The 22,484-nt window shown below is 68.8% G+C and carries 18 protein-coding genes and 1 pseudogene; 10 read left to right on the top strand and 9 right to left on the bottom strand.

Going from position 1 to position 22,484, the window contains the following annotated elements:
- Nucleotides 1–28: 28 nt before the first annotated feature.
- A complete protein-coding gene (locus K4B79_RS19485) occupies nucleotides 29–505 on the top strand; it encodes a hypothetical protein (RefSeq protein ID WP_232028062.1) in 477 nt (158 codons plus the stop codon).
- 100 nt (nucleotides 506–605) lie between these two features.
- On the top strand, nucleotides 606–1,526 hold the full coding sequence (locus K4B79_RS19480) for a hypothetical protein (protein WP_232028061.1): 921 nt from the start codon (nucleotides 606–608) through the stop codon (nucleotides 1,524–1,526).
- A 70-nt stretch (nucleotides 1,527–1,596) separates the two neighbouring features.
- Here K4B79_RS19480 and K4B79_RS19475 read toward each other — a convergent pair whose 3' ends face one another.
- Nucleotides 1,597–2,943 carry a pectate lyase family protein gene (locus K4B79_RS19475; RefSeq protein WP_232028060.1) on the bottom strand — a complete coding sequence of 449 codons (1,347 nt, stop codon included), beginning with the start codon at nucleotides 2,941–2,943 and terminating at the stop codon, nucleotides 1,597–1,599.
- 185 nt (nucleotides 2,944–3,128) lie between these two features.
- Here K4B79_RS19475 and K4B79_RS19470 point away from each other — a divergent pair, with 185 nt between their 5' ends.
- From K4B79_RS19470 to K4B79_RS19455, 4 genes are all read left to right on the top strand, one after another.
- Nucleotides 3,129–3,494 (top strand): PH domain-containing protein, encoded by a 366-nt coding sequence (locus K4B79_RS19470; protein WP_232028059.1) that lies wholly within the window; start codon nucleotides 3,129–3,131, stop codon nucleotides 3,492–3,494.
- A 523-nt stretch (nucleotides 3,495–4,017) separates the two neighbouring features.
- Nucleotides 4,018–5,127, top strand: coding sequence for an SGNH/GDSL hydrolase family protein (locus K4B79_RS19465; protein ID WP_232028058.1), 1,110 nt, complete (start codon nucleotides 4,018–4,020; stop codon nucleotides 5,125–5,127).
- Between the two features lie 37 nt (nucleotides 5,128–5,164).
- Complete coding sequence (locus K4B79_RS48635; protein ID WP_374208493.1) at nucleotides 5,165–5,401, top strand: hypothetical protein; 237 nt, start codon at nucleotides 5,165–5,167, stop codon at nucleotides 5,399–5,401.
- A gap of 570 nt (nucleotides 5,402–5,971) precedes the next feature.
- The gene (locus K4B79_RS19455; protein ID WP_232028057.1) at nucleotides 5,972–7,393 is read left to right on the top strand and encodes an FG-GAP-like repeat-containing protein; all 1,422 of its coding nucleotides are present in this window, start codon (nucleotides 5,972–5,974) and stop codon (nucleotides 7,391–7,393) included.
- A 40-nt stretch (nucleotides 7,394–7,433) separates the two neighbouring features.
- On the opposite strand, the gene K4B79_RS19450 is transcribed toward K4B79_RS19455, so the two are convergent.
- The 4 genes from K4B79_RS19450 to aspS form a co-directional block, all read right to left on the bottom strand.
- The gene (locus tag K4B79_RS19450; RefSeq protein WP_232028056.1) at nucleotides 7,434–8,774 is read right to left on the bottom strand and encodes an MFS transporter; all 1,341 of its coding nucleotides are present in this window, start codon (nucleotides 8,772–8,774) and stop codon (nucleotides 7,434–7,436) included.
- Nucleotides 8,775–8,904: 130 nt separating this feature from the next.
- Nucleotides 8,905–9,843, bottom strand: coding sequence for an intradiol ring-cleavage dioxygenase (locus K4B79_RS19445; protein WP_232028055.1), 939 nt, complete (start codon nucleotides 9,841–9,843; stop codon nucleotides 8,905–8,907).
- Nucleotides 9,844–9,968: 125 nt separating this feature from the next.
- Nucleotides 9,969–10,391, bottom strand: a complete 423-nt coding sequence (locus tag K4B79_RS19440) for a hypothetical protein (protein WP_232028054.1) — start codon at nucleotides 10,389–10,391, stop codon at nucleotides 9,969–9,971.
- A gap of 214 nt (nucleotides 10,392–10,605) precedes the next feature.
- The gene (gene aspS / locus K4B79_RS19435) at nucleotides 10,606–12,369 is read right to left on the bottom strand and encodes an aspartate--tRNA ligase (RefSeq protein WP_232028053.1); all 1,764 of its coding nucleotides are present in this window, start codon (nucleotides 12,367–12,369) and stop codon (nucleotides 10,606–10,608) included.
- A 218-nt stretch (nucleotides 12,370–12,587) separates the two neighbouring features.
- Between aspS and K4B79_RS19430 the strand changes: the two genes are divergently transcribed.
- The gene (locus K4B79_RS19430; RefSeq protein ID WP_232028052.1) at nucleotides 12,588–14,867 is read left to right on the top strand and encodes an ATP-binding SpoIIE family protein phosphatase; all 2,280 of its coding nucleotides are present in this window, start codon (nucleotides 12,588–12,590) and stop codon (nucleotides 14,865–14,867) included.
- Here K4B79_RS19430 and K4B79_RS19425 read toward each other — a convergent pair.
- Nucleotides 14,822–15,043, bottom strand: a pseudogene (locus tag K4B79_RS19425) (AI-2E family transporter); the annotation flags it as partial. The gene K4B79_RS19430 and the pseudogene K4B79_RS19425 overlap by 46 nt on opposite strands.
- A gap of 475 nt (nucleotides 15,044–15,518) precedes the next feature.
- Here K4B79_RS19425 and K4B79_RS19420 point away from each other — a divergent pair.
- Nucleotides 15,519–17,225: a recombinase family protein gene (locus tag K4B79_RS19420; RefSeq protein WP_232028051.1), complete on the top strand. Its 1,707-nt coding sequence runs from the start codon at nucleotides 15,519–15,521 to the stop codon at nucleotides 17,223–17,225.
- Between the two features lie 63 nt (nucleotides 17,226–17,288).
- Here the strand turns inward: K4B79_RS19420 and K4B79_RS19415 are convergent, their stop codons facing one another.
- Both K4B79_RS19415 and K4B79_RS19410 read right to left on the bottom strand, forming a co-directional pair.
- A complete protein-coding gene (locus K4B79_RS19415; protein ID WP_232028050.1) occupies nucleotides 17,289–18,260 on the bottom strand; it encodes a pirin family protein in 972 nt (323 codons plus the stop codon).
- Between the two features lie 144 nt (nucleotides 18,261–18,404).
- Entirely contained in the window at nucleotides 18,405–19,934 is a 1,530-nt protein-coding gene (locus K4B79_RS19410) for an MFS transporter (RefSeq protein WP_232028049.1), read from the bottom strand.
- Between the two features lie 144 nt (nucleotides 19,935–20,078).
- Here K4B79_RS19410 and K4B79_RS19405 point away from each other — a divergent pair, with 144 nt between their 5' ends.
- Nucleotides 20,079–20,804, top strand: a complete 726-nt coding sequence (locus K4B79_RS19405) for a TetR/AcrR family transcriptional regulator C-terminal domain-containing protein (RefSeq protein ID WP_232028048.1) — start codon at nucleotides 20,079–20,081, stop codon at nucleotides 20,802–20,804.
- Between the two features lie 37 nt (nucleotides 20,805–20,841).
- On the opposite strand, the gene K4B79_RS19400 is transcribed toward K4B79_RS19405, so the two are convergent.
- Complete coding sequence (locus K4B79_RS19400) at nucleotides 20,842–21,321, bottom strand: SseB family protein (protein WP_232028047.1); 480 nt, start codon at nucleotides 21,319–21,321, stop codon at nucleotides 20,842–20,844.
- Nucleotides 21,322–21,516: 195 nt separating this feature from the next.
- Between K4B79_RS19400 and K4B79_RS19395 the strand changes: the two genes are divergently transcribed.
- Nucleotides 21,517–22,380: an intradiol ring-cleavage dioxygenase gene (locus K4B79_RS19395; RefSeq protein ID WP_232028046.1), complete on the top strand. Its 864-nt coding sequence runs from the start codon at nucleotides 21,517–21,519 to the stop codon at nucleotides 22,378–22,380.
- Nucleotides 22,381–22,484: the final 104 nt, after the last annotated feature.

Raw genomic sequence — 22,484 nt, 5'->3', positions numbered from 1 at the left:
GTCCCCGCCAACCCGTATGGTTTTCGCCATGGCAGTCCCCGAGGTCATTCCGATCGCCTACGTGCCGAGGGATCGCACCGAGACCATCGGCCGCTATGCGGGCGGTCAGTTCCTGGCGTCGATCACGTACGCCTTCCCGGAAGGCTTCCAGCTCGACGAGGGCTGGGAAGCGCACAAACGCCTCTACGTCGTGCTCCACACCTTCGACACCGAGGGCCGCTACCGCGACTCGGACATCTGGTGTGCCGGCACCTGGGCCGAGCAGCTCCACGGCCCCGACGGCGACGCGTCGGTCCTCGCCCGCGCCCGCGTCCACCTGGCCAAACTGCTCCGCAGCCTGCCGCGCCGCGCCTACACCGACATCACCGTCCGCCCCTTCCAAGTGACGGTGGACGACGTCCTGTTCGGCCTGGTGATCCGCGAGGACGAGGGCGAGACCTGGGCCGAGCTCTACCCGGACCGCCTCGAATTCGCCGACCCCTGGGACGGCCGCTACCTCACCTGACCCGCATCACCGCGCCCTGAACGTTTCTCCGCACCCCGAACGAGTGGACACTCCCGAGTCAACCCCGGGCGCCGCCTTTTGATCCATCTAGGTTGCGCACATGGTCACATCAACCCACGAGGCCTCCCACCGGCTCTTCCAGGACCATCCGGAGACCCTGAGTCTCGTCTTCGAGGCCCTGGGAATCCCACCACCGTCGAAGTCGGACTTCGGCACGCTCTCGCCGGACGCCACGGAAGTCCGGCCGCTGGAGCGTCGTGTGGACACGGTGCTCAAGTTCGAACCCGAGATGGGGGAGAGCTTCCTCATCGCCATCGAGGCCCAGACCAAGAAGCACCCGGACAAGGCGAAGAGCTGGGCGTACTACGTCGCACACCTGCGGGCGAAGTACGACATGCCGGTGCTGCTGGTGGCCGTCTGCAAGGACCGGCATACGGCGGCCTGGGCGGCCGGGCCCTTCGAGTGTGCCGTGGGTCCTTGGACGACCCAGGTCACGCGTCCGTTCGTACTGGGACCGGAGACCGTTCCGAAGGTCACGGACGAGTCGCTGGTGGCCCGGCAGCCGGGGCTGGCCGCGCTCTCGGCCATCGTTCATAGCGAGGACCGGAGGGCGGCCGCCATACTGGAGGCTGTGGCCCGCGGCCTCGTGTCATTCGCTCCGCCCACCACGGCGTACTGGTTCGAGGTGGTGGAGATCGGACTGGAGGACACTCCGGCCAAAGAGAAATGGAGAGAGCTGATGTCGAAGGTCATCACCCACTTCCCGGGGCACAGGACGCTCTTCGAGGAGAAGTACCTGGAGGGGAGGACCGAGGGCAGGACCGAGGGCAGGGCCGAGGGCAAGGCCCTGGGCGAGGCCAAGGGCGTCCTGCGTGTTCTGGAGGTCCGCGGTCTGGCGATCTCCGACGACGTCCGCGAACGCATCACCACCTGCACCGACCTCGACCGCCTGGACGACTGGCTCGTGCGCGCCGGTACGGTCTTGCGCGCGGAGGACCTGTTCACCGACGCCCCGGCCTGAGACCCCACGCCGCTGATGCCATGGGCCCGGGGACCGTTCAGCCCCGGGCCCCGGCCCCACACCGTGTGCGTTACGACAGCACCCCGGCCCCCGTCGTCGTACCCAGCGACGTCGGCAGGTTCTTCGCCGAGGACTCCATGCCCGCGGTGAGGGTGGGCGTCCAGTTGACCGTCGTCTTCAGGTCCTTGGAGGACGCGGCGTTGTACGCGGCGACCAGGTCCGTCACCGTGCTGTTGACGGCATTGCCCGTGCCCTTGATCGCACCCGTGCCGTCACCGCTGAGGAGCTTGGCGACCTTCACGCCGGCCGGGACCTTCCAGTGGTTGTTCTCCGCGACGACCTGGGCCTTGGCGCGGGAGTTGATGCTGTACTGCACGGCGTAGCCGTTGAGCGGCGTCACGTCGTAGAGGTTGTTGTAGATGTGGATCTGGCCGACGCGGCCCAGCGGCGCCCGCTGGACGATGCCCTTCCACACGTTGTGGTGGATGGAGACGCGCAGCTTCCCGGCGGGCTCGCTGTCGCTGCTGCCGATGAGCATCGTCTTGTCGTGGCTGGTGAACTGGTTGCGGGAGACGGTCACCAGGTCGGAGCTCTTGGTGATGTCCAGGGAGCCGTCGTGGACCTGGTACTCACGGCCGAAGTACTCCGGGTTGGCGCTGTCGAAGCGGGGCGCGTCGGTGAAGGTGTTGTGGTCGGCCCAGACGTGGGTCGCGCCGCGCAGGGTGACGGAGTCGTAGGTGGAGTTCCAGTTGCCTTCGTCGCCGTCGGTCGGGTCCCACTGCGGGAAGCAGTCCTCGGTGGCGGCGAAGGTCAGGTTGCGGACGATGACGTTGTCCACGTTCTGGATCTGGAGCATGCCGCCGGTGATACCGGCCTTGGTCCCCGGGACGCCCACGAGCGTGGTGTTGGCGGGCACCTTGAAGACGATGTTCGCCGCCTGCTTCTTCTGCGCGGCGGCCCGCGCGGTCTCCTGGCCGCCCGACGGCAGCTTCGAGCGGCCGTAGACCGCCGGGTCGTACGCCTTCAGGTACGACGTCAGCGAATAGCCGGTCCCGGACGCGTAGTTGGCGCAAGTCAGCTTCTTGCCCGCGTCGTCGGTGTTGGCGTCGATGGTGCCCTTGACCTTGATGATCCGCGGGGTGGTGTCGGAGGCCGAGCCGAGGGCCTTCACCAGCTGGGCGCGGGTGGAGACGGTGAAGGTGTGCGCCGCGTCGGCCTTCGCGCCGCCGGTCGTGCCGGTGCCGGAGGAGGCCCAGCCGTCCTTGGCGGCGAGCGTCTGGTGGTACAGGTCGACGGCGTTCGCGTTGGCGCTCATCACTAAGTAGGAGGCACCGAGTCCGGTCACCGCGACGGCCGCGACGGAGGTGAGAAGAGCGCGGCGCTTGCGCAGGGAGCGGCGGTGCGAGGGGGTTGCCACGTACGGGTCCTTACGGTGTTGGGGTGACGTGCTGTCGCCCCGTCAGTGGCCGCCGGGCACCGAAGGGTTGCCGTTCTCGATCACATCTCCTACAACCCTGTACACACTTCCCCCGCAGACGGTATACATCCGGAAGATCATGTGAAGCCGGTGACTTACCGGCACAAGTGGGGGGATCCACAACCATGGCACTTTTCGGCAACGCGCACACCGTCGACCCGGGTCAGGCGCAGCAGGACTACGCCCGTCTGCTGGGCCACGGCGAGCAGGTGCAGGCCGCGTACCAACTGGTCCGCGACGTCATCCTGTTCACCGACCGCCGCCTGATCCTGGTCGACAAGCAGGGCATCACCGGCAAGAAGGTGGAGTACCACTCCGTCCCCTACCGCAGCATCACCCACTTCGCGGTGGAGACCGCCGGCACCTTCGACCTCGACGCCGAGCTGAAGATCTGGATCTCGGGCAACTCCGTACCGATCCAGAAGACCTTCACCAAGGGCGTCGACATCTACGAGGTGCAGGCGATCCTCACGCAGTACGTCGCGAAGTAGAACCGGGGGACTCGGTGGCGGCGGTTCAGGCGGGCACCGCTGCCGCCGGCCGAGCGCGAGGACGGTCCGGGCGCCGCGGACGTAGTGCAGGCCCTGTGGTCGTCGCCGACTCTCAGTCCAGGAGCAGCACCAGCACCAGCACCAGCACCAGCACCAGGCAGCCTCGGCGCCTGGTGCTGAGAGGAGATTTCCTCCCCAGTCGATCACCGGCAGACAGGCTACCAACGGGTCCCGTCACCAAGTACGAATTAGTGGGATCATTTTGGCAGTTACACGAGTCAAAGGACCCGTCACTTTGTCGGCCTTCCCACAGCCAAGCCGGTGGTCAGCCCCCTAGATTGACGCCCGCACCCGAAATGGATCCGGGCAGAACCCGTGATCTCATCGGCGGCATACATCCCATCTAAGCCTTCTTCAGGTGCCCCGGAAACGTGGCGGCTGAGTTGCGCTGCTTCCCACCATCTCTCCCCCCGTGCCGTTCGGCATTTCGGCCCCCCACAAACAACTGAAAGTGCACCAAGTGATGAGATTCCTCCAGCGTTTCGGCCCCGGACTGGCCATCTCTGCTGCGGCGATCGCGTTGAGCACGCCCGGACCGGCCATCGCCGACGAGGCGGCCAACGGCAAGGACACCACGTACTACATCTCGCTCGGCGACTCCCTGACCACGGGCTACCAGCCGGACGTCGACAAGGACACCGACCTCGCCTACACCGACGATCTCTACGCGCAGCTCAAGCAGCGCACCCCCGGACTGAAGCACATACGCCTCGGCTGCACCGCTGAGACCACCGAGTCTCTGATCAAGGGCGGCAAGTGCGACTACCCGAACGCCAAGTCCCAACTGGACGCCGCTCTGCAGGCCTTGGCCCAGCACCGCGGCAAGGTCGCCTACGTGACCCTCAGCGTGGGCGCGAACGACATCCTCCTCAACTGCGTCGGCCCGGCCGGCACCCCCGACGGGGCGTGCCTGAACAGCCGGAGCCAGACCATGGCGAAGAACCTCGCCCAGATCGCGGGCGCGCTCCGCGAGGCGGGCACGAAGAACACCCAGTTCGTGGGCTCGACGTACTACAACCCGTTCCTGGCGACCTGGCTGCTGGGCGCAGCGGGGCAGCAGGCCGCCAAGGAGTCGGCACCCCTGGTCGGGGCCGCCAACACGGGGATCACCCAGGTGTACAAGTCCACCGGCTTCAAGGTGGCGGACGTGGCCGGTGCGTTCTCCTCGGACGACTTCACCACCCAGGTCAACGTGCCCGGCGCGGGCGAGGCGCCGTTGAGCGTGGCCAAGATCTGCCAGCTGACCTGGGCGTGCACGATGAAGGACCCGCACCCCAACGCCGAGGGCCACAAGGTGATCGCCGGCGCCTTCGCGGCGCAGCTCGCCGACACCGACGTGCCCGGTGCGAGTCCGTCCCCTACCCCCACCCCTGACGATTCGGCCACGCCCGAGCCCGGCACCAGCACGGGCGGCGACACGGGGGCGAACCAGCCGACCACGAACGGAGACCTCGCCGAAACCGGCGCGTCGAGCAGCACCCCCGTCCTCGCGGGTGCCGGTCTCGCCGTCGTGGCGGCCGGCAGCTCCGCGGTCTACTTCGCGCGCAGGCGCCGTACGACCAACGAGAGCTGACAGTCAGTAGATCCCGGACGACAGCAGGCCGCCCGCGATGTCGCGGGCGGCAACCGCGAAGCCCCTGCGGCGTCTGCTGTGGCGGCCCGGCGAGCTGGGGCTTGCCCGCACCTGGGTGGCCGGAGACCTCGAAGTCGACGGCGACCTGTACGAGTTGCTGAAACGCATCTCGACGCCGCTGTGGGAACGGGAGGAGTCCGGCAGCCGCACTGCGGCGCTCCGCGGAGCGCCGCAGTCATCGTCCGGAGCGGTTCCCACCCACGCCACAGGCTGACCTTCGGAGTTGGTCCCCAGGTGCGGGTACTCCGCTTCGTGCCATGGAGGCCTCCAGCTCCTCGATCTCCTGCTTGAGGCGCTGAATCTCGGGGTCCGACAACACGGCGTCCAGGGCTGTCTCGGTCTCCCACTGCCTGCGCTGCCGAGCGAGCGTCTCCCGGCGGTGTACCTCTCCGCTCGTCACCGCGTTCCCTGCCTCGGCTGGGGCCTTGCTGGTGGTACCCGGTCCCCGCGGCCGCGCGGGTCGCAGTCAAGGCAGGCCGGGCTGCCGACGGGGTGCGGCCCTGGTCGACAGGGACCTGGCTGCGGCGGCTCCGGCCGCGGCTCTTGGTGGTCCAGGTCCGGCACGGTGTCCACTCGGTCGGGACGTGATGCGCGGGGAGGTCGGGGATACGGCTGGCGCAGGCCGCACACTGCCGGTAGACCAGCCGTTCGTCGACCAGGAATCCCGTGCGCCGACCATGAGCACCCCATGCCGAAATCCCCACCCCACCTGCGGGGACGCGCCCGTACACTGCCCGCGTGACGTCGGCGCACGAAGGGTGCGCCTGGGGTGGAGGGGACGCACATGACCGTCAGATGGGGCGCCGCCGCGCTCGTGGCCGTAGGCCTCATAGGGGGCGTGCTGCTGCCGACCGGCACCGCGTCCGCCGTGCACGGTGCCGTACCGGGCGACTTCAACGGCGACGGCTACCGCGACGCCGTCCTGCCGGCGCCCGGTGCGAACGTCGCCGGCAAGGAGGCGGCGGGTGCCGTCGTCGTGCTGTACGGATCGTCGTCCGGCCTCGCGGCGTCCCGGCGCAAGACCATCACCCAGAACACCTCCGGTGTGCCGGGCACGGCCGAGGCCTACGACCGCTTCGGCGCCGCGACCGCCACGGCCGACCTGAACCGGGACGGGTACGCCGACCTGGTGGTGACGTCGCCGTACGAGGACACCCCGAAGGGCAAGGACTCCGGTGCGGTGACGGTCCTCTGGGGCAGCCGGAGCGGGCTGACGAGCGGCACGGACCTGCCGTCGCCCGCCACGGCCGCCGACGATCCCGCGTACTACGGCCTCGACGTCTCCGCGCTCAGCCTCGGTGCCGGCGCCGCGACACGGATCGCCGTCGCCGGGTACGACGGATCCGTGTTCTTCAGCGGGCCGTTCCGCCGGACGGGCTCCTACGGTTCCGTCGAGTACAACCGGAACACGCCCTCCGTGGAGTCCGTCGCGCTGGGCGACTTCGACCGCCAGGGCGTCCCCGATCCCGCCGTCGTCACCACCCGTCTCGACGGACTGAGCGGCGGCCAGGTCTACGGGGATCCCCTCATCGGCAACGAACTCCGGCAGGGCAACGGCCTGATCGCGGCCGCCGGCGACATCAACGGCGACGGATACCACGACCTCGTGGCGGGCGACCCCGACGAGCCCGACGCCGACGGGGCGGACGGCGCGCTGGGCGGCCGTGTCCTCGTCTGGTACGGCTCGGGGAACGGCGTCCTGACCGACGCGAAGCCCGTGCAGATCACCCAGAACACCGCGGGCGTCCCGGGCGCGAGCGAGAAGGGCGACGACTTCGGCGCCGCGCTGGCCGTGACGGACCTGAACCGGGACGGCCTCGCCGACATCGTGGTGGGCTCCCCGAACGAGGACCTCGCCAAGACCGATGCCGGCCAGGTGACCGTCGTCCCGGGCCGCCGCTCGGGGGCCCTCGGCACCGGCGCCTACTCCTTCTCCCAGGACACCGCGGGCGTCCCGGGCGCCTCCGAGGCCTACGACACCTTCGGCGCGACGGTCTCGGCCGGGGACGTGAACAAGGACGGCCGGCCCGAGCTGTTCGTCGGCGCACCCGGCGAGAACAACTACACCGGTGCCGTGTGGGCCCTGCCCGGCGGGACCTCCCGCCCGACCGCCACGGGCAGCCGCCTGTTCACGGCCGCCTCGGTCGGGCTCACACAGGCCGACAGCACGCTCCTCGGCGGCAACGGCCTCCTCTGGATCGCCTGACGGACCGGCGCCGCCCCCTTAAGAAGGCCCCGGAGGCCCTTCAGGAAGCGACCGGCCGCTGGGCGCCGGCCTCCACCGCGGTCTGCGACAGCCCCCCGGCCTTCCCCCGCGTGTTCCTGATGTAGATCACGCCGATGACGGCGAGCAGCGAGGCGGTGGAGAGGGTGTACAGGCCCCCCTTGGTGCTGCCGGTCGTGTCCTGGAGGTAGCCGAAGAGGAAGGGGGAGACGAAACCGCCCAGGTTTCCTATGGAGTTGACCACGGCCAGCCCCGGCGCGGCGATCTTGAGGTCGAGGCCGGACTGGGCCATCGGCCAGTACAGGGAGGCCGCGCACTTTCCGCCTACGGCGGCGAGGGTGAGCGCGGCGAGGCCGAACCAGGGGGAGCCCAGGGTGGCCAGGAAGGTGCCGACGGCCGACAGGACCAGGGCGATCGCGAGGTAGGGGCGGCGGTCGGGGGCCTTGTCGGTGTAGTGGCTGACCGTGTACATCGCGATCACCGCGCAGATCCACGGGATGGCCGAGAGCAGTCCGACCTGGAAGGAGGAGAGCCCGCCGATGTCGTCGACCAGGCTCGGCAGCCAGAAGGTGATCGCGTATCCGGTGAGCGCCATCGCGAAGAAGACGCCGGTCAGCAGGGCGACCTGCGGGTGCAGGATGAGCTTGAGGCGGGACACCTTGGGCGCCCGGGTGCGGGCCTCCTCGTCCCGGGCGACCGCCGAGGTCAGCGCGTCCTTCTCCTCCCGCGTCAGCCAGCGCGCCTCCTCGATGCGCGAGACCAGGAAGAACCCGGCGACGACTCCGACGACGATCGAGAAGATGCCTTCCAGCACGAACATCCAGCGCCAGCCGGCGAACCCGCCCACGCCGTGCATCTCCAGGAGCGCGCCCGTGATGGGACCCGTCACGATGTACGCCGTCGCCGAGCCGCCGAGGAAGATCGCGTTGGCCCGGCCGCGGCTGGAGTCGGGCAGCCACTGGGTGAAGTAGAGCAGCACACCGGGGAAGAAGCCGGCTTCCGCGACACCGAGCAGGAAGCGCAGGACGTAGAACATCGTGACGTTGTGGATGAAGCACATCGCCACGATCACCAGACCCCAGGTGATCATGATGCGGGTCAGCCACACACGGGCGCCGAAGCGCTCCAGGAGCATGTTGCTCGGCACCTCGAACAACGCGTAGCCGATGAAGAAGAGACCCGCGCCGAGGCCGTAGGCGGTGGCGCTCACCCCGACGTCGGCCCTGAGTTCGTCCTGCACGAAGCCGACGTTCGTCCGGTCCATCTGGTTGACCAGCAGCATCAGGACGAGGATCGGCAGCATACGGCGGAGGAACTTGGTGACGGCCTGGCGTTCGGCGTCCGGTATCACGACTTCTGACATCGTTGTCTCCCTCGTGGTGCACGTACGTGAACTGCGATCACGTACGCGGGCTCCACGGGACCTTACGGAGGCCTAAGTTCCGGGTCAATGGGTTGAGCGAAGCTCCACATATATGAACGTGTGGAGGGGGTCAGGTGCCTCCGCCGGTGTTGGTCGCCTCCGGGTCGACACCCATCGTGAGGGAGCCGACGACACCCCTGGCGATGTTCTTCTTGTCGTACTTCAGCTTCAGGAGACCGCCCGTGGCGCCGGTCTGGTCGTAGATGCCGTCCTCGGTGAGCGTGGTGCGCTCGGTGGTGTTGGTGGAGTACGGCGCGACCTCGGCGGAGGCCAGCACGGATGCCTCGTCGAAGAAGAACTGACCGGTGTGGCAGGAGTGCCCGCCCTCATAGCCGGCGTCGGTCCACTCGCCGTCCACATGCACCTTGGTGTGGATGTGCACGCAGCGGCCCCGGTACCAGCCCGGGAAGATCGTCCTGAAGGAGACCCGGCCCTGCCGGTCGGTCTTCCAGGTACCGCGCAGATAGCGCTCGTCGTCGGTGGGCTCCTCGTGCACCCCGCCGGTGCCCCCGCCCGGCCCGCCCGACGGCGGCGCACCCGTGGGAGTCCCCGTGGGCGTACCCGACGGAGCGTCGGTGGGGGCTGTGCCGCCGCCTCCGGTCGAGGCGTCCTCGTAGCCGGAGTAGATGCCCAGCGCGTCGCAGTGCCAGATGTCCACGGCCGCACCGGCGATCGGCTTGCAGGTCTCCGAGTCGACGACCTTGAGGTCGAGGACGAGCGGGATGCCCTCCCTGTCCTCGGTGATGTCCCGGCGGATCTTGTCCGCGTCGATGTAGTAGGGGCCCTCGGTGGTCTCCGAGGTGAGCCGGTAACAGACCTCCGCGGTGCTCGACGCGGAGGCCTGTGCGCCGGTGGAGGCGGTCGAGGTCGCCTCGTCCGCGGAGGCGGTCATGGCCAGGGCACCGCCGGCACCCATGGCGGCCACCGCCGCACCGCCCGCCATGATGACCTTGCGGCGCGTCAGATCCCGTTTGTGTTGCGGCCCTTCGGCCGTCTGGTTTTCCGTCATGGACAGCGAAGGTAGGGACGGCACCTGTCAGCGGGATGGGTAAGAGCTGGGCAAGAGCCCTGTATATGAAGGTGGCTCGGAATCGTCGGCGGACAGGCGACCTGACAGGTGACCGGGATGGGGTCCTAGCGGACGTGACCGCGGACCGGGTGCCAGTCGCTCCAGGTGGAGCAGTTGATCCAGCCGATGTCGTTGCTGTAGTCGCGCAGGCACACCTTGATGCGCCCGTAGCCGTCCTCGTCGAAGTCGTAGTCGCACACCTTGTAGCCGTTGTCGGCGCCGTTGGAGTCCACACAGGTGCCGGAGCGGCCGTAGTCGGTCTCCCAGCGGGTGACCGTGCTCATGCCGTCGGCCTCCGTGTCCGAGACCCCGATGGTGTCGTCGTAGTTCTGGAAGTAGCCCGAGCCCGCGTTGTCGGAGGTGGACATCCAGATGCTGATGGCGTTGGCCGGCCCGGCGGCCAGGACGACGGCGGCCGCGGCGCCCGTCAGCAGACCGACCGTGGTCTTCACGCGCTTCATACGAGTCATACGGGTCATGCGGTTCATACGGTGTTCCCCCCACCTCTGTTTGTGATCACGACATCTCTGTTTGTGATCACGCCGACGAACACCCTCGCTTGCGGAAGGTCACGCTCCCGTAATCACGCTGGTAACGGGTACATGACAATGAGCGGCCCGGAGCACACCGCAGAGAGCCCCCGGGACGAACCGCGTCCCGGGGGCCGACTCCCTTGTACGGGGCCCTACTCCACGCCTCGGCCTACTTCGGCTGCGGCTTGCGCACCGTCAGGTGCAGCTCCCTGAGCCGGGTCTCGTCCAGCTCCGTCGGGGCGCCCATCATCAGGTCCTGGGCGTTGCCGTTGAGGGGGAAGGCGATGGTCTCGCGGATGTTCGGCTCGTCGGCGAGCAGCATCACGATGCGGTCGACGCCGGGGGCGATACCGCCGTGCGGCGGGGCGCCGAAGCGGAGGGCGCGCAGCATGCCGGCGAACTCGCGCTCGACGGTCTCCTCGTCGTAGCCCGCGATGCCGAAGGCCTTGAGCATGATGTCCGGCTCGTGGTTCCGGATCGCGCCGGAGGACAGCTCGACGCCGTTGCAGACGATGTCGTACTGCCAGGCCAGGATGTCCAGCGGGTCCTTGTTCTCCAGCGCGTCCATGCCGCCCTGGGGCATCGAGAACGGGTTGTGCGAGAAGTCGATCCGCCCGGTCTCCTCGTCCTTCTCGAACATCGGGAAGTCGACGATCCAGCAGAACCGGAAGACGTTCTCCTCGAAGTGCCCGGCGCGCTTGGCGGCCTCGACCCGGACCGCGCCCATGATCTTCGAGACCTCGTCGAACTCGCCCGCGCCGAAGAACACGGCGTGCCCGGCGGTCAGGGACAGCCGCTTGGTCAGCTCGGCGACGTTCTCCTCGGTGAGGAACTTCGCGATCGGGCCGGTGAGCGAACCGTCCTCGGCGACCCGCACCCAGGCCAGGCCCTTCGCACCCTGCTCCACCGCGTACTCGCCGAGCTGGTCGAAGAACTTGCGGGGCTGGCCGGAGACGTCCGGCACCGGCAGCGCGCGCACGTGCTTGCCGGCGAACGCCTTGAACTCCGAGCCCTCGAAGATGTCGGTGATGTCGACCAGCTCCAGCTGGGCGCGCAGGTCCGGCTTGTCGGAGCCGTACTTCAGCATCGCCTCGCGGAACGGGATCCGCGGGAACGGCGAGGTGACCTCACGGCCGCCGCCGAACTCCGTGAACAGCTCGGTCATGAGCTTCTCGATCGGCTGGAAGACGTCCTCCTGCTCGACGAAGCTCATCTCGACGTCGAGCTGGTAGAACTCGCCCGGCGACCGGTCCGCGCGCGCGTCCTCGTCACGGAAGCAGGGCGCGATCTGGAAGTAGCGGTCGAAGCCCGAGATCATCAGCAGCTGCTTGAACTGCTGCGGGGCCTGGGGGAGCGCGTAGAAGCGGCCCGCGTGCAGACGGGAGGGGACCACGAAGTCACGAGCGCCCTCGGGGGAGGTCGCCGTCAGGATCGGGGTCGCCATCTCGTTGAAGCCGAGGGCCACCATCTTGTGACGGATCGCGGAGATGACCGCCGTACGCAGCATGATGTTGCGGTGCATGCGCTCGCGGCGCAGGTCCAGGAAGCGGTACTCCAGACGCCGCTCCTCGTTGACCCCGTCCTCGGTGTTGATCGTGAACGGCAGCGGGGCGGCGGCGCCGAGCAGCTCGACCTCGCCGACCTCGACCTCGACCTCACCGGTGGGCAGGTCCGGGTTCACGTTCTCGGTTCCACGTGAAACAACCTTGCCGTCCACCCGGACCGTCGACTCCTTGGTGAGCTTGTCGAGGGCCTCGTAGGCGGGCGTGCCGGGGCGGGCGACCAGCTGCGTGATGCCGTAGTGATCACGCAGATCGATGAAGAGGATGCCGCCCAGGTCGCGCCGATTGTGCAGCCAGCCACTCAGCCGGACGTCGGTGCCGACGTCAGAGGCGCGGAGCTCGCCGCAGGTGTGGGACCTGTACCGATGCATCGTCGTTCATCGTCCTTCGTTTTGTGGTCTGCCGAGGGTGCTCACCTCGACGGGAACGGGCCGCTGTGCCCGGCGCTCCCAAGGGTACCGGCCGCCCCAAGCCGGACTCCCCACCCTTGATCCCGGGGGCGGTTCCAGAAACAGAGGTGGCCGTCCTCACCATTAATCCCCAGGAGCATGGGTGGCCGTCCCTGACAAGACTTTCTTACAGTGGGCCAATGCGCACTGGTGAGCCCCTGCCCGCCGTGGGGCAGGTACTCGCCGCCCTCGCGACCGGTCTGTGGCGCTGGGACAACGACGCGGAACTCGTCATGCTGGACGCCGAGGCCGCGCGCCTCATGGGCCTGCCCGCCGAGCCGACCACCCTGACCGAGTCGCAGGCCCGCGCCCGTTTCCACCCCGTCGACTGGAACGAGATCGACGGCATCGTCCAGCTGGCCGTCGCCGAGGGCACCCTCGCCGAGGCCCGGCTGCGGGTCATGGACGAGCGGGGCCGGGTGATCCGCACCGTCCGCAGCCGCTCCAAGCCGGTCGTCGACCCGGCCAGTGGGATGTACGCCCTGTTCGGCACCCTCCAGGAGGTCACCGAGCCCTCCCCGGGCAGCGCGGCCCGCACCCCGGTCACCGGCGACTGGCGCCGCTCCCGCGAGGCGTTCCTGCTGGACGCGGGGCGCGCCCTGGCCGAGGCCCGCTCCACCGCCGAGGTGCTGCGGGTCGCCGCCGGCCTGTCCATGCCCGGGTTCTCCCCGGACGGCCTGGCCGTCTTCGGCCTGGAGGGCGACCGGCTGGCGATCATCGGCCACCACGGACACCGGCCCGGCGACGTGGGCCCCTTCTCCCACATGGCGCTGGACACCGACTACCCGGCCGCCGAGGTCGTGCGCACCGGCCGCGCCGTCTATCTCTCCTCGCCCGAGGAGTACAAGTCCCGCTACCCGGCGGCCTGGCCCCTCGCCCAGGACTTCGGCCGGCAGTCCTGGGCGTTCCTGCCCCTGATCGTGGCCGGCCGCACCCTGGGCGCCTGGATGGCGGCCTTCACCTACCCGGTGGCCTTCACCCCCGACGAGCGCTCCGTCCTGACCACCGTCGCCCGGATGCTCGCGCAGGCCCTGTCCCGCGCGGGCGTCGCCGAGTCGGAACGGGAGCTGACCGACGGCCTCCAGCGCTCCATGCTCCCCAAGCTCGGCCCCCGCATACCCGGCATGAGCGTGGCCGCCCGCTACGTCCCCACCGGCGGCGGTCTCCAGGTCGGCGGCGACTGGTACGACATGATCCCGCTGCCCAACGGCCGCTTCGCCCTGGTCATCGGCGACGTCCAGGGCCACGACGTCCGGGCGGCCGGCCTGATGGGCCAGCTCCGCATCGCCCTGCGCGCCTACGCCTCGGAGGGCCACCGCCCCGACGCGGTCCTCTCCCGGGCCTCCCGCTTCCTGCACGGGATGACGGACGGGTATGTGGAGGGGGAGGCCGTCGGATCCGCGATTCCCAGCTCTGACGGCAATGAGGGGCGGGGCGGCAGCAAGGAACGGAGCGCAACCGACGCCCTGACGTCCGGCCCCGGTACCCCGGCCTCCGGCCCAGCCGCCAGGGACAACCTCTTCTCCGACGTCCGCTTCGCGACCTGCCTCTACATCGAGGCCGACCCCGCCACCGGCATCCTGGACGTCGCCCGCGCCGGCCACCCCGACCCCGCGATCCGGATGGCGGACGGCACGGTCCTGACCCGCCCGACGGCCGGCGGCCTGCCCCTCGGCATCGACCCGGACGCCGACTACCCCACCACCCGGATCACCCTCGAACCCGGCGAGACCCTCCTGCTGTGCACCGACGGCCTCATCGAGACCGGCGGCCACGACATCGAGACCGGCTGGAAGCGCATCCGCGCGATCCTGGAGGACCACCAGGGCGATCTGGAGGAACTGGCCGACGCCCTGGTCCAGGCCGTGCACGGCCCCTCCTCCCACCACACCACCGGCCCGCTCGTGGACCGCCGCGAGGACGACATAGCGGTCCTGCTGCTGTGCCGGGAGGGGGAGGGCTGCGGCTGCGGCGAGCCGGTCACGGTCCGCCCGACCGTCCGCCGCACGATGCTCTCCGTGGCCCAGGCCGAGCCGGAACGCGTGGCGGTGGCCCGACAGCAACTGCGCGAGCTGCTGCACGACTGGGCCTCCGCGGACCAGGTGGACTCCGCGGTCCTCCTCCTCTCCGAGACCCTGACCAACGTCCTCGTCCACACCGACGCCGACGCCCTCCTCCTGGCCGAGCTCCGAGGCGGCGTCCCCGGCGACCGCCGCCTGCGCGTCGAGGTCACCGACACCAGCGACGACCTCCCCCACAAACGCAGACCCGGCGAACTGGCCTCCTCCGGCCGCGGTCTGATGCTCATCGAACTCCTCGCGGACGCGTGGGGCGTGGACCCCCGCGGCGAGGGCAAGTCCATCTGGTTCGAGCTCTACGAGTCGACGGCGGATCCTTCGGACCTGTCCCTGCCGGAGTAATGCTCCCGTCGCTCGTGCACCACCTCGAAGGCCGCGGCGGTGAGCGGTACGGCGAGCAGCATCCCCAGAATCCCCGCGACCGACGCCCCTGCGGTGATGGCGACCATGACCACCGTCGTGTGCATCTGCACTGTCCGGCTCTGGATCACAGGCCGTAGTACATGCCCCTCCAGCACCACGGCCTCTCGGATCATCGAGGACAAGCAACCCGACGGTGATACACAGCGCGTCGATCAGCTCGTTGAGGGCGGTCACCACCCGAAGTGATCGGCCAGCTCCCTGCGCCGCGTCCTTCAGCGACGCGCTGATCTGATCCCCGGTGTTGATCAGGCGACCTCGGTCGCGAGCAAGATGACGGCACACCAGGCGGCGATTCGCGTAGCTGCGGTGGTGAACGTTCGGGCAATCCACACCCATCCGTTCACACTGGCCACGCTTCAACTCCCTCATACACCAGCGCAGATCACTTTTCGCAATCGCCTGCGACACTCCGTTGCGATCACATAGCGTTCGCGGTAACAAACAACCCCGGCCGGGTGTTACCAGCACCCGCCGGGGTCTCACCACAGGATCGAACGGACCGATCTCATGGATAACAGCGACTCTAGCGCTGCCCTGCCCACCCCCGCACGCCCTGTAGCCGTCACCGGCATGGCAACCCACGTGGGTGTGTACCTACGCCAATCCGAGCGTCGCACCACCGGCAGCGAAGCCAGCACCGCAGCTCAACACGAAGAGTGCCTGAAGGCCCTAGCCCGATGGGACATCCCCCCGGCCCATGTCGAGGTGTACGAGGACCTGGGAATCAGCGCCTTCAAGAACGTGAGACGCCCCGCCTACGAACGGCTGCTGCGCGACGTACGAGCCGGTCGCATCAACGTGATCATGGTGCATTACATGTCCCGGCTCAGCCGGAAGAACGCCGCAGAGACATACGACGAACTGCGCCCGCTTCTCACGAACCGAGTCCGCATCATCAGCGTCGGCGAGCACCGCGAGTTCCACACCGACAATCCTCTGGCTCTCATGGAGCTCTTGTTCAAGCTTCAGGCCAACCACGAAGAGAGCCTGAACAAGAGCCGCGCGATCAAGGCCGCCAAGGCCCTGGAAGCAAGCCTGGGCGGTTACACAGGCAAGCCCCCCTTCGGCTTCACCCTCGTCCGCGAGACACGCAGGTCCGCCGACGGAAAGCCGATTAGCCTCAAGATCCTCACACCTGACGAAGAGCACGAAGCACCGATCGTCCGCCGCATGGTGGAGATCGTCGAAGAGTGGATCGCGACGGGCGGCATGTCCGGCTCGTGCTGGAAACTCGCCCGCCATCTCGAAGCCGAAGGGCACCTGACGCGCGGCAAGAGGACCGCGCAACAGCTTGCAGACGCGCCCTGGGACAGGGGCACCGTGAAGCGCATTCTGATTGATCCGCGCATCGCAGGATTCGCTTGCGAAAGCGTGTATGGCGTCCGCAGTGACGGCACATCGACCAAGAACATCGCCGAGTACCGGATTGTCCTGGACGACAACGGTGCCCCCGTGCCGGCGTACGAGCCGATCGTCAGCCCTGAGCGTTGGTACCGCATTCAGAAGTGGGTCGCAGACCGTCACCCCGGGGGTGGGGGCTGGCAGGGCGCACCCTCCGGAGTTCTGTCCGCGATGAAACTCCTGTACTGCGAGTGCGGGTCATACATGACGCACGGCGGAACCGGTTCCAAGAAGCACTATCGGTGCCGCCGTCGGGTCGTGAAGCCGGGTCAGCACATGGGAACGGTGTCCATCGGCTCGAAGGGCATCGAGGAGTATCTAGCCCGCCGGGTTCTCGCTGTGATCGCGACAGCGCAGGACGATGAAGCGACCACGACCGTTCTCGCACACGCATCAGCAAGGTATGCGCACACGCAGGAGCAGCAGGAGTCCTCACAGGTCGCGCAAGAGCGGGATCTCCTCTTGACCGAACGCGCGAACCTGCGGCACTCCCGCCAGAAGCACCATGCGGACAAGCAACGCACCATGCTGAAAGGCGGATTCATCGACGCCGTGGCACAAGACGAGTGGGACAAGGCCGACCGCGCCCTTGCCGAGCGCATGAAGGTACTTGACGCCCGTATCGCCGAGCTCGGGGACAGCAGGCAAGTCGAACTACCTTGCTCCACCTGGCTACCGCGTGACGGCTCGGACCCCATCGGTCCAGGCTCCTGGTGGGACCAGGCCACCCGAGACGACAAACGCGCCTTCTTCCGGATCTTCCTGAACCACGTGGAGGTCCGCAAGGCATACCGCTACGCCGGACAAGGCGTGCCCACCGCGTCGCGCGTCAGCATCACCTGGGCAGGCGGCGTGAAGCTGCGCGAGTCCGACTGAACAACGGCCCAGAGCAGAAGATCGTCGGCCGGCCTCCGAGCTGGCCGACGATCTGCCAAGTAACTACAGTCCACCCTCGGACATCCCGTGCACCGCCGGGATCGTCCCCAGCCGCCCCTTCTGGAAGTCCTCGAACGCCTGCTGCAGTTCCTCCTGGGTGTTCATCACGAAGGGGCCGTAGTGCGCCGTTGGCTCACGGATCGGCCGACCGCCGAGCAGTACGACCTCGAGCTCCGGCGCGTTCGAGTCCTGCTTCTCGTCCGCTCGCACGGTCAGCGAGGAGCCCGCACCGAACACCGCAGTCTGTCCCAGGTGCACGGGACGCCGCTCGGCGCCCACCGAACCACGGCCGGCCAGGACGTACGCGAGCCCGTTGAAGTCCTCACGCCACGGGACTGTGATCTCGGCACCGGGAGCCACGGTCGCGTGGATCATCGTGATCGGTGTGTGCGTGGCGCCAGGACCCTGGTGACCGTCCAACTCACCGGCGATCACACGCAGCAGTGCGCCGCCGTCCGGTGTCGTGAGGAGCTGCACCTGGCCACCACGGATGTCCTGGTAGCGCGGGTCCTTCATCTTGTCCTTGGCCGGCAGGTTCACCCAGAGCTGGAGGCCATGGAAGAGGCCGCCGGACATCACGAGCGACTCGGGGGGCGTCTCGATGTGCAGCAGACCGGAGCCTGCCGTCATCCATTGCGTATCCCCGTTCGTGATCGTGCCGCCCCCACCATTGCTGTCCTGGTGGATGAAGGTCCCGTCGATGATGTACGTGACGGTTTCGAAGCCGCGGTGCGGATGCCACGGAGTCCCCTTCGGGGTTCCCGGCGCATAGTCCACCTCCCCCATCTGATCCATCATGATGAACGGATCCAGATGCCGGTAGTTGATCCCGGCGAACGCCCGGCGCACCGGGAAGCCCTCGCCCTCAAAACCGCTCGGAGCGGTCGTGACGGCGAGTACGGGACGGGCCACGGCATCGGCGGGTGCGGCGACGCGCGGCAGCGTCAGCGGGTTCTCGACGGTCACTGCAGGCATGTCGGTACCTCCTCGTGCTCCGAGTTTAGTTGAGCGTTGAACTTTCTGCCACCCCCAACGACGAAAGTCCGGGAGGCATTCCCACAGAAAAGTCAGGGCCCCCTCACAGGAACCCCGACCTTCATCCAACTGGACCCGACGGGATCAGGGGACGAGTTCCGGCTCCTTCGCCGCGATCTCGTCGGCCGAAGCCTCGCTCCGCCCGCCCCCGCCACCCTTCCCGTCCCGCATCACCAGCGTCGCCAGCACCGCCGCCACCAGGACACCGATCGCGCTCACCGTGAAGGTCGTGGACATCGAGGCGGTGAAGGCGTCCCGGGCCGCCCGCACCAGAGCGCTGTCACCGTTCGCGACGGCCAGCGCCCCCGCGATCGAACCCGTCGCCTCCTCCGGCACCCCCGCCGGCATCCGCGCGGTGTAGCCGCTCGACAGCAGCGAGCCGAGGATCGCGATGCCCAGCGCGGTACCGGCCTGCTGGATGGTGTCGTTCAGGGCAGACCCGACCCCCGCCTTGTCCTCGGGGATCGTGCCCATCAGCGCGTTCACCGCGGCCGGCATCGCGAGACCCGCGCCGAGGCCGAGCAGCCCGAGGGCCACCGCCGGGACGGTGAAGCCCGAGTCGGCCGAGACCGTGGTCATCAGGGCGAAGCAGGCCACCATCACCAGCATCCCCGTGAAGATCACCCACCGGTTGCCGTAGGCGGTCGCGAGCTTGACGCCCACCCCGTTGCCGATCAGCGCCGCCACCGCCAGCGGCAGGAACGCCAGGCCCGCCTCGATCGCCGAGTAGCCGAGCACGAACTGCAGGTACTGGGTCAGGACCAGCAGCAGCCCGCCGTTGCCGATCTGGACGAGGGCCAGCGAGAGCGACCCCCCGCTGAAGTTGCGGTGCTTGAAGAGGACCAGCGGGACCATGGGCGACTTGGTGACGTTCTCCCAGATCACGAAGCCGGCCAGAGCCAGCACCGCGGTGACCAGGGTGGGGGTGGAACGGCCGCCGAGGGCCCCGTGCTGCGGGAGCTCGATGATCCACCACACCAGCGCGGTCATGCCCACCGCGGAGAGCACGGCGCCCAGCGGGTCCGGCTTCTGCCAGGGCGCCTTCGACTCCGGCATGAGGGTCACCCCGGCGACCAGGGCCAGGACGACGACGGGCACGTTGATGAAGAAGATCGCCTGCCAGGAGAAGTGCTCGATCAGGACACCGCCCAGGACCGGGCTGCCGACCAGTCCCAGCATCGACACCGAGCCCCAGGCCGCCATCGCCTTGCCGCGCTCGTCCTCGTCGAAGACGGTGATGAGGATCGAGAGGGTCGACGGCATGATCAGCGCGCCGCCGACGCCCATCGCGACGCGGACGGCGATCACCTCGCCGGGGCCGGTGCAGAGGGACGCGGCCAGTGAGGCCGCTCCGAAGAGCACCAGGCCGATCAGCATCACCTTCCGCCGGCCGAAGCGGTCGCCCAGGCTGCCCGAGGTGAGCAGGAGGCCCGCGAAGACCAGGATGTAGGAGTCGAGGATCCACTGGGTGTCCTGGGCGCTCGCTCCGATGTCGGCGGTCATCGCGGGCACCGCGACGGTCAGCGCCATGTTGTCGACCACCAGGACCAGCGTGCTCAGGCAGAGCACGACGAGGATCCACCAACGTCGTGGGTTGCGCGCTTCGGTATGCATTCGACTCCCCTTCGAGAACACCGTTCCGACGATGCGAACACTGTACGCATGACGGAACACCGTTCGCAAGTAGCCATCCCTGTACGCTGGATGCGAACGTCGTACGCACCAATGTCGTACGCACCACGGAACCCGGGGAGTGTCATGGCAGACAGGACCGCACAGCATCATCCGATTCCGTCCGTATGGGCCCGCCCGGAGCACAAGCCCGGCCAGCCCACCCTCAGCCGCGCCGCGATCGTCCGGGAGGCGATCGTCACGCTGGACGCCGAGGGCGTCGAGGCGCTGAGCATGCGCAAGCTGGCGACCCGGCTGAACGCCGGCGCCGCCTCCCTCTACCGGCACGTCGCCACCAAGGACGAGCTGATGGAGCTGGCGGTGGACGAGGTGGCAGCCGAGATCCACGTACCGCCCGCGGACAGCGCCGACTGGCGGGCCGCCGTCACCGAGGCCGCGGGTTCGTTCCGTACGACGGCGCTACGGCACCCCTGGCTGTCCTCGGTGCTCGGGCAGGCCGGGCTCGCCTATCTCGGCCCGAACCTGATGTCCTTCTCCGAGCGCCTGGCCGCCCTGTTCACGGCCGCGGGGTTCCCCGAGCCGGAACGCGCGATCGAGACGGTGCTGGCGTACGTCACGGGCATGAGCACCACCGAGGCGGCCTGGCTCACCACGGTCGCCCGCTCCGGCGCCACCGAGGCCGAGTTCGTCGCCCGTCTGCTGCCCGCCGCCCAGCAGGCCGCGGCGGGCCACGCCCACCTGGCCGCCGGCTACGCGGAGGCGACCGGGGACCCCGCGGAGCTGCGGGACATGAAGTTCGCGTACGGCCTGGAGGTCGTCCTCGACGGCCTCGCGCTGCGCCGCCCGCGGTGACCCGCCGAGCGGCGGCCCCTCAGCCGTACATCCGCTCTCAGCCGTACATCCGCCGCATCGCGAACTCGACCATCTGCTCCACGGCCTTCGCGTCGAAGACCATGCGGTGCTCGCCCTCCATGTCGAGGACGAAGCCGTAGCCGGTCGGGAGCAGGTCGATGACCTCGGCGCCGGTGATGACGAAGTACTTGGACTCCTTGCCCGCGTACCGGCGCAGCTCCTTGAGCGAGGTGAACATGGGGATCACCGGCTGCTGGGTGTTGTGCAGGGCGAGGAAGCCGGGGTTGTCGCCGCGCGGGCAGTAGACCTTCGAGGTGGCGAAGATCTGCTGGAAGTCCTCGGCGGTGATCTGCCCGGTGGTGAAGGCCCGCACCGCGTCCGCGAGCGAGGGCGGGGACGGCTCGGGGTAGAGCGGCGCCTGCTGGCCGTAGCCGTTGCCGCCGGACATGGGCTGCTGCGGCGGGGCGTACTGCTGCTGCGCAGCAGTACCGTCCATGGGCTGGCCGTATCCGTACATGGGCGCAAGCGTACCGACCGCGGCCGGGGGGCGGGCCGCTACGGGGTGGGCGGGCAAACCGACAGGGGATCGACAGTGACTTGACAGCCCCTGGCCTGGTGTTCTAGCCGTCCCCGCTCATAACGTCTGTGTTGTCAGACAACAGCACCGGAACCGAGCGCACCGGAACGGCACCGCACGGGCAAGGGGACAGCCATGCACGGACATCACGGCGACGAGGTCCACGAGCACGACAGGGGACTCTCCTACGACCTTCCCGTCCTCGCCCGGCGCCGGATGATCCGGCTGATGGCGGGGGCGAGCCTGGTTCCGTTGGTGGGCTGCTCATCGGAGGACGGGCCGGCCGCTTCGGCGCCCTCCTCCCAGGCGTCCTCCTCCCAGACGTCCCCGGGCGGCGCCTCCTCGCCGGCCGCCTCCGGCTCCGCCGAGTGCGCTCCGATCCCCGAGGAGACCGAGGGCCCCTTCCCCGGCGACGGTTCCAACGGCGTGAACGTCCTCAAGGAGAGCGGTGTCGTCCGCAGCGACGTCACCAGGAGCTTCGGCGACTCCGCGGGCGGCACCGCCGAGGGCGTGCCGCTGACGATCACGCTCACGGTGGTGGACGCCGCCTCCGGCTGCGGCACTCCCAAGAAGGGCGCCGCCGTCTACATCTGGCAGTGCGACCGGGAGGGCAGGTACTCCCTGTACAACGACGGCGTGACGGACGAGAACTATCTGCGCGGCGTCCAGGAGGCGGACGACCAGGGGCGGGTCACGTTCAAGAGCATCTTCCCGGGCTGCTACCCGGGCCGCTGGCCGCACGTCCACTTCGAGGTCTTCGGCAGCCTGGCCGACGCCACGGCGGCCCGGTCCATCACGAACACCTCGCAGCTCGCGCTGCCGCAGGACGTGAGCGAGACGGTGTACGCCACCGACGGCTACGGCGAGAGCGTGCGCAACCTCGGCGAGCTGTCCCTGGAGTCGGACATGGTCTTCCGCGACGGCCACGACCAGCAGCTCGCGAAGGTCACCGGTGACGTCGGGCGGGGGTACACCGCGAGCCTGACCGTGCCGGTGTGAACCGTTCCGGTGGGACCTGTCACAGATGAGGGGATCGGGGTTGCGACTTATTACCGACGGGTAGCATCATCGTAGCTACTTGTTGGTACGTGAACCAGCGCGAG

It is taken from the genome of Streptomyces lincolnensis (assembly GCF_021173675.1).
GTDB classification, from domain to species: Bacteria; Actinomycetota; Actinomycetes; order Streptomycetales; family Streptomycetaceae; genus Streptomyces; species Streptomyces lincolnensis_B.
The sequence above is the reverse complement of the archived record's forward strand: the minus strand, read 5'-3'. Positions and strand labels throughout refer to the sequence as shown.

Coding starts and splice junctions, on each gene's coding strand:
- K4B79_RS19410 (WP_232028049.1), bottom strand. CDS start 19,934: ATGCATACCGAAGCGCGCAACCCACGACGTTGGTGGATCCTCGTCGTG.
- K4B79_RS19395 (WP_232028046.1), top strand. CDS start 21,517: ATGCACGGACATCACGGCGACGAGGTCCACGAGCACGACAGGGGACTC.
- K4B79_RS19415 (WP_232028050.1), bottom strand. CDS start 18,260: ATGCCTGCAGTGACCGTCGAGAACCCGCTGACGCTGCCGCGCGTCGCC.
- K4B79_RS19455 (WP_232028057.1), top strand. CDS start 5,972: ATGACCGTCAGATGGGGCGCCGCCGCGCTCGTGGCCGTAGGCCTCATA.
- K4B79_RS19430 (WP_232028052.1), top strand. CDS start 12,588: ATGCGCACTGGTGAGCCCCTGCCCGCCGTGGGGCAGGTACTCGCCGCC.
- K4B79_RS19405 (WP_232028048.1), top strand. CDS start 20,079: ATGGCAGACAGGACCGCACAGCATCATCCGATTCCGTCCGTATGGGCC.
- K4B79_RS19480 (WP_232028061.1), top strand. CDS start 606: ATGGTCACATCAACCCACGAGGCCTCCCACCGGCTCTTCCAGGACCAT.
- K4B79_RS19445 (WP_232028055.1), bottom strand. CDS start 9,843: ATGACGGAAAACCAGACGGCCGAAGGGCCGCAACACAAACGGGATCTG.
- K4B79_RS19420 (WP_232028051.1), top strand. CDS start 15,519: ATGGCAACCCACGTGGGTGTGTACCTACGCCAATCCGAGCGTCGCACC.
- K4B79_RS19400 (WP_232028047.1), bottom strand. CDS start 21,321: ATGTACGGATACGGCCAGCCCATGGACGGTACTGCTGCGCAGCAGCAG.
- K4B79_RS19440 (WP_232028054.1), bottom strand. CDS start 10,391: ATGAACCGCATGACCCGTATGACTCGTATGAAGCGCGTGAAGACCACG.
- K4B79_RS19465 (WP_232028058.1), top strand. CDS start 4,018: ATGAGATTCCTCCAGCGTTTCGGCCCCGGACTGGCCATCTCTGCTGCG.
- K4B79_RS48635 (WP_374208493.1), top strand. CDS start 5,165: ATGTCGCGGGCGGCAACCGCGAAGCCCCTGCGGCGTCTGCTGTGGCGG.
- K4B79_RS19470 (WP_232028059.1), top strand. CDS start 3,129: ATGGCACTTTTCGGCAACGCGCACACCGTCGACCCGGGTCAGGCGCAG.
- K4B79_RS19485 (WP_232028062.1), top strand. CDS start 29: ATGGCAGTCCCCGAGGTCATTCCGATCGCCTACGTGCCGAGGGATCGC.
- aspS (WP_232028053.1), bottom strand. CDS start 12,369: ATGCATCGGTACAGGTCCCACACCTGCGGCGAGCTCCGCGCCTCTGAC.
- K4B79_RS19450 (WP_232028056.1), bottom strand. CDS start 8,774: ATGTCAGAAGTCGTGATACCGGACGCCGAACGCCAGGCCGTCACCAAG.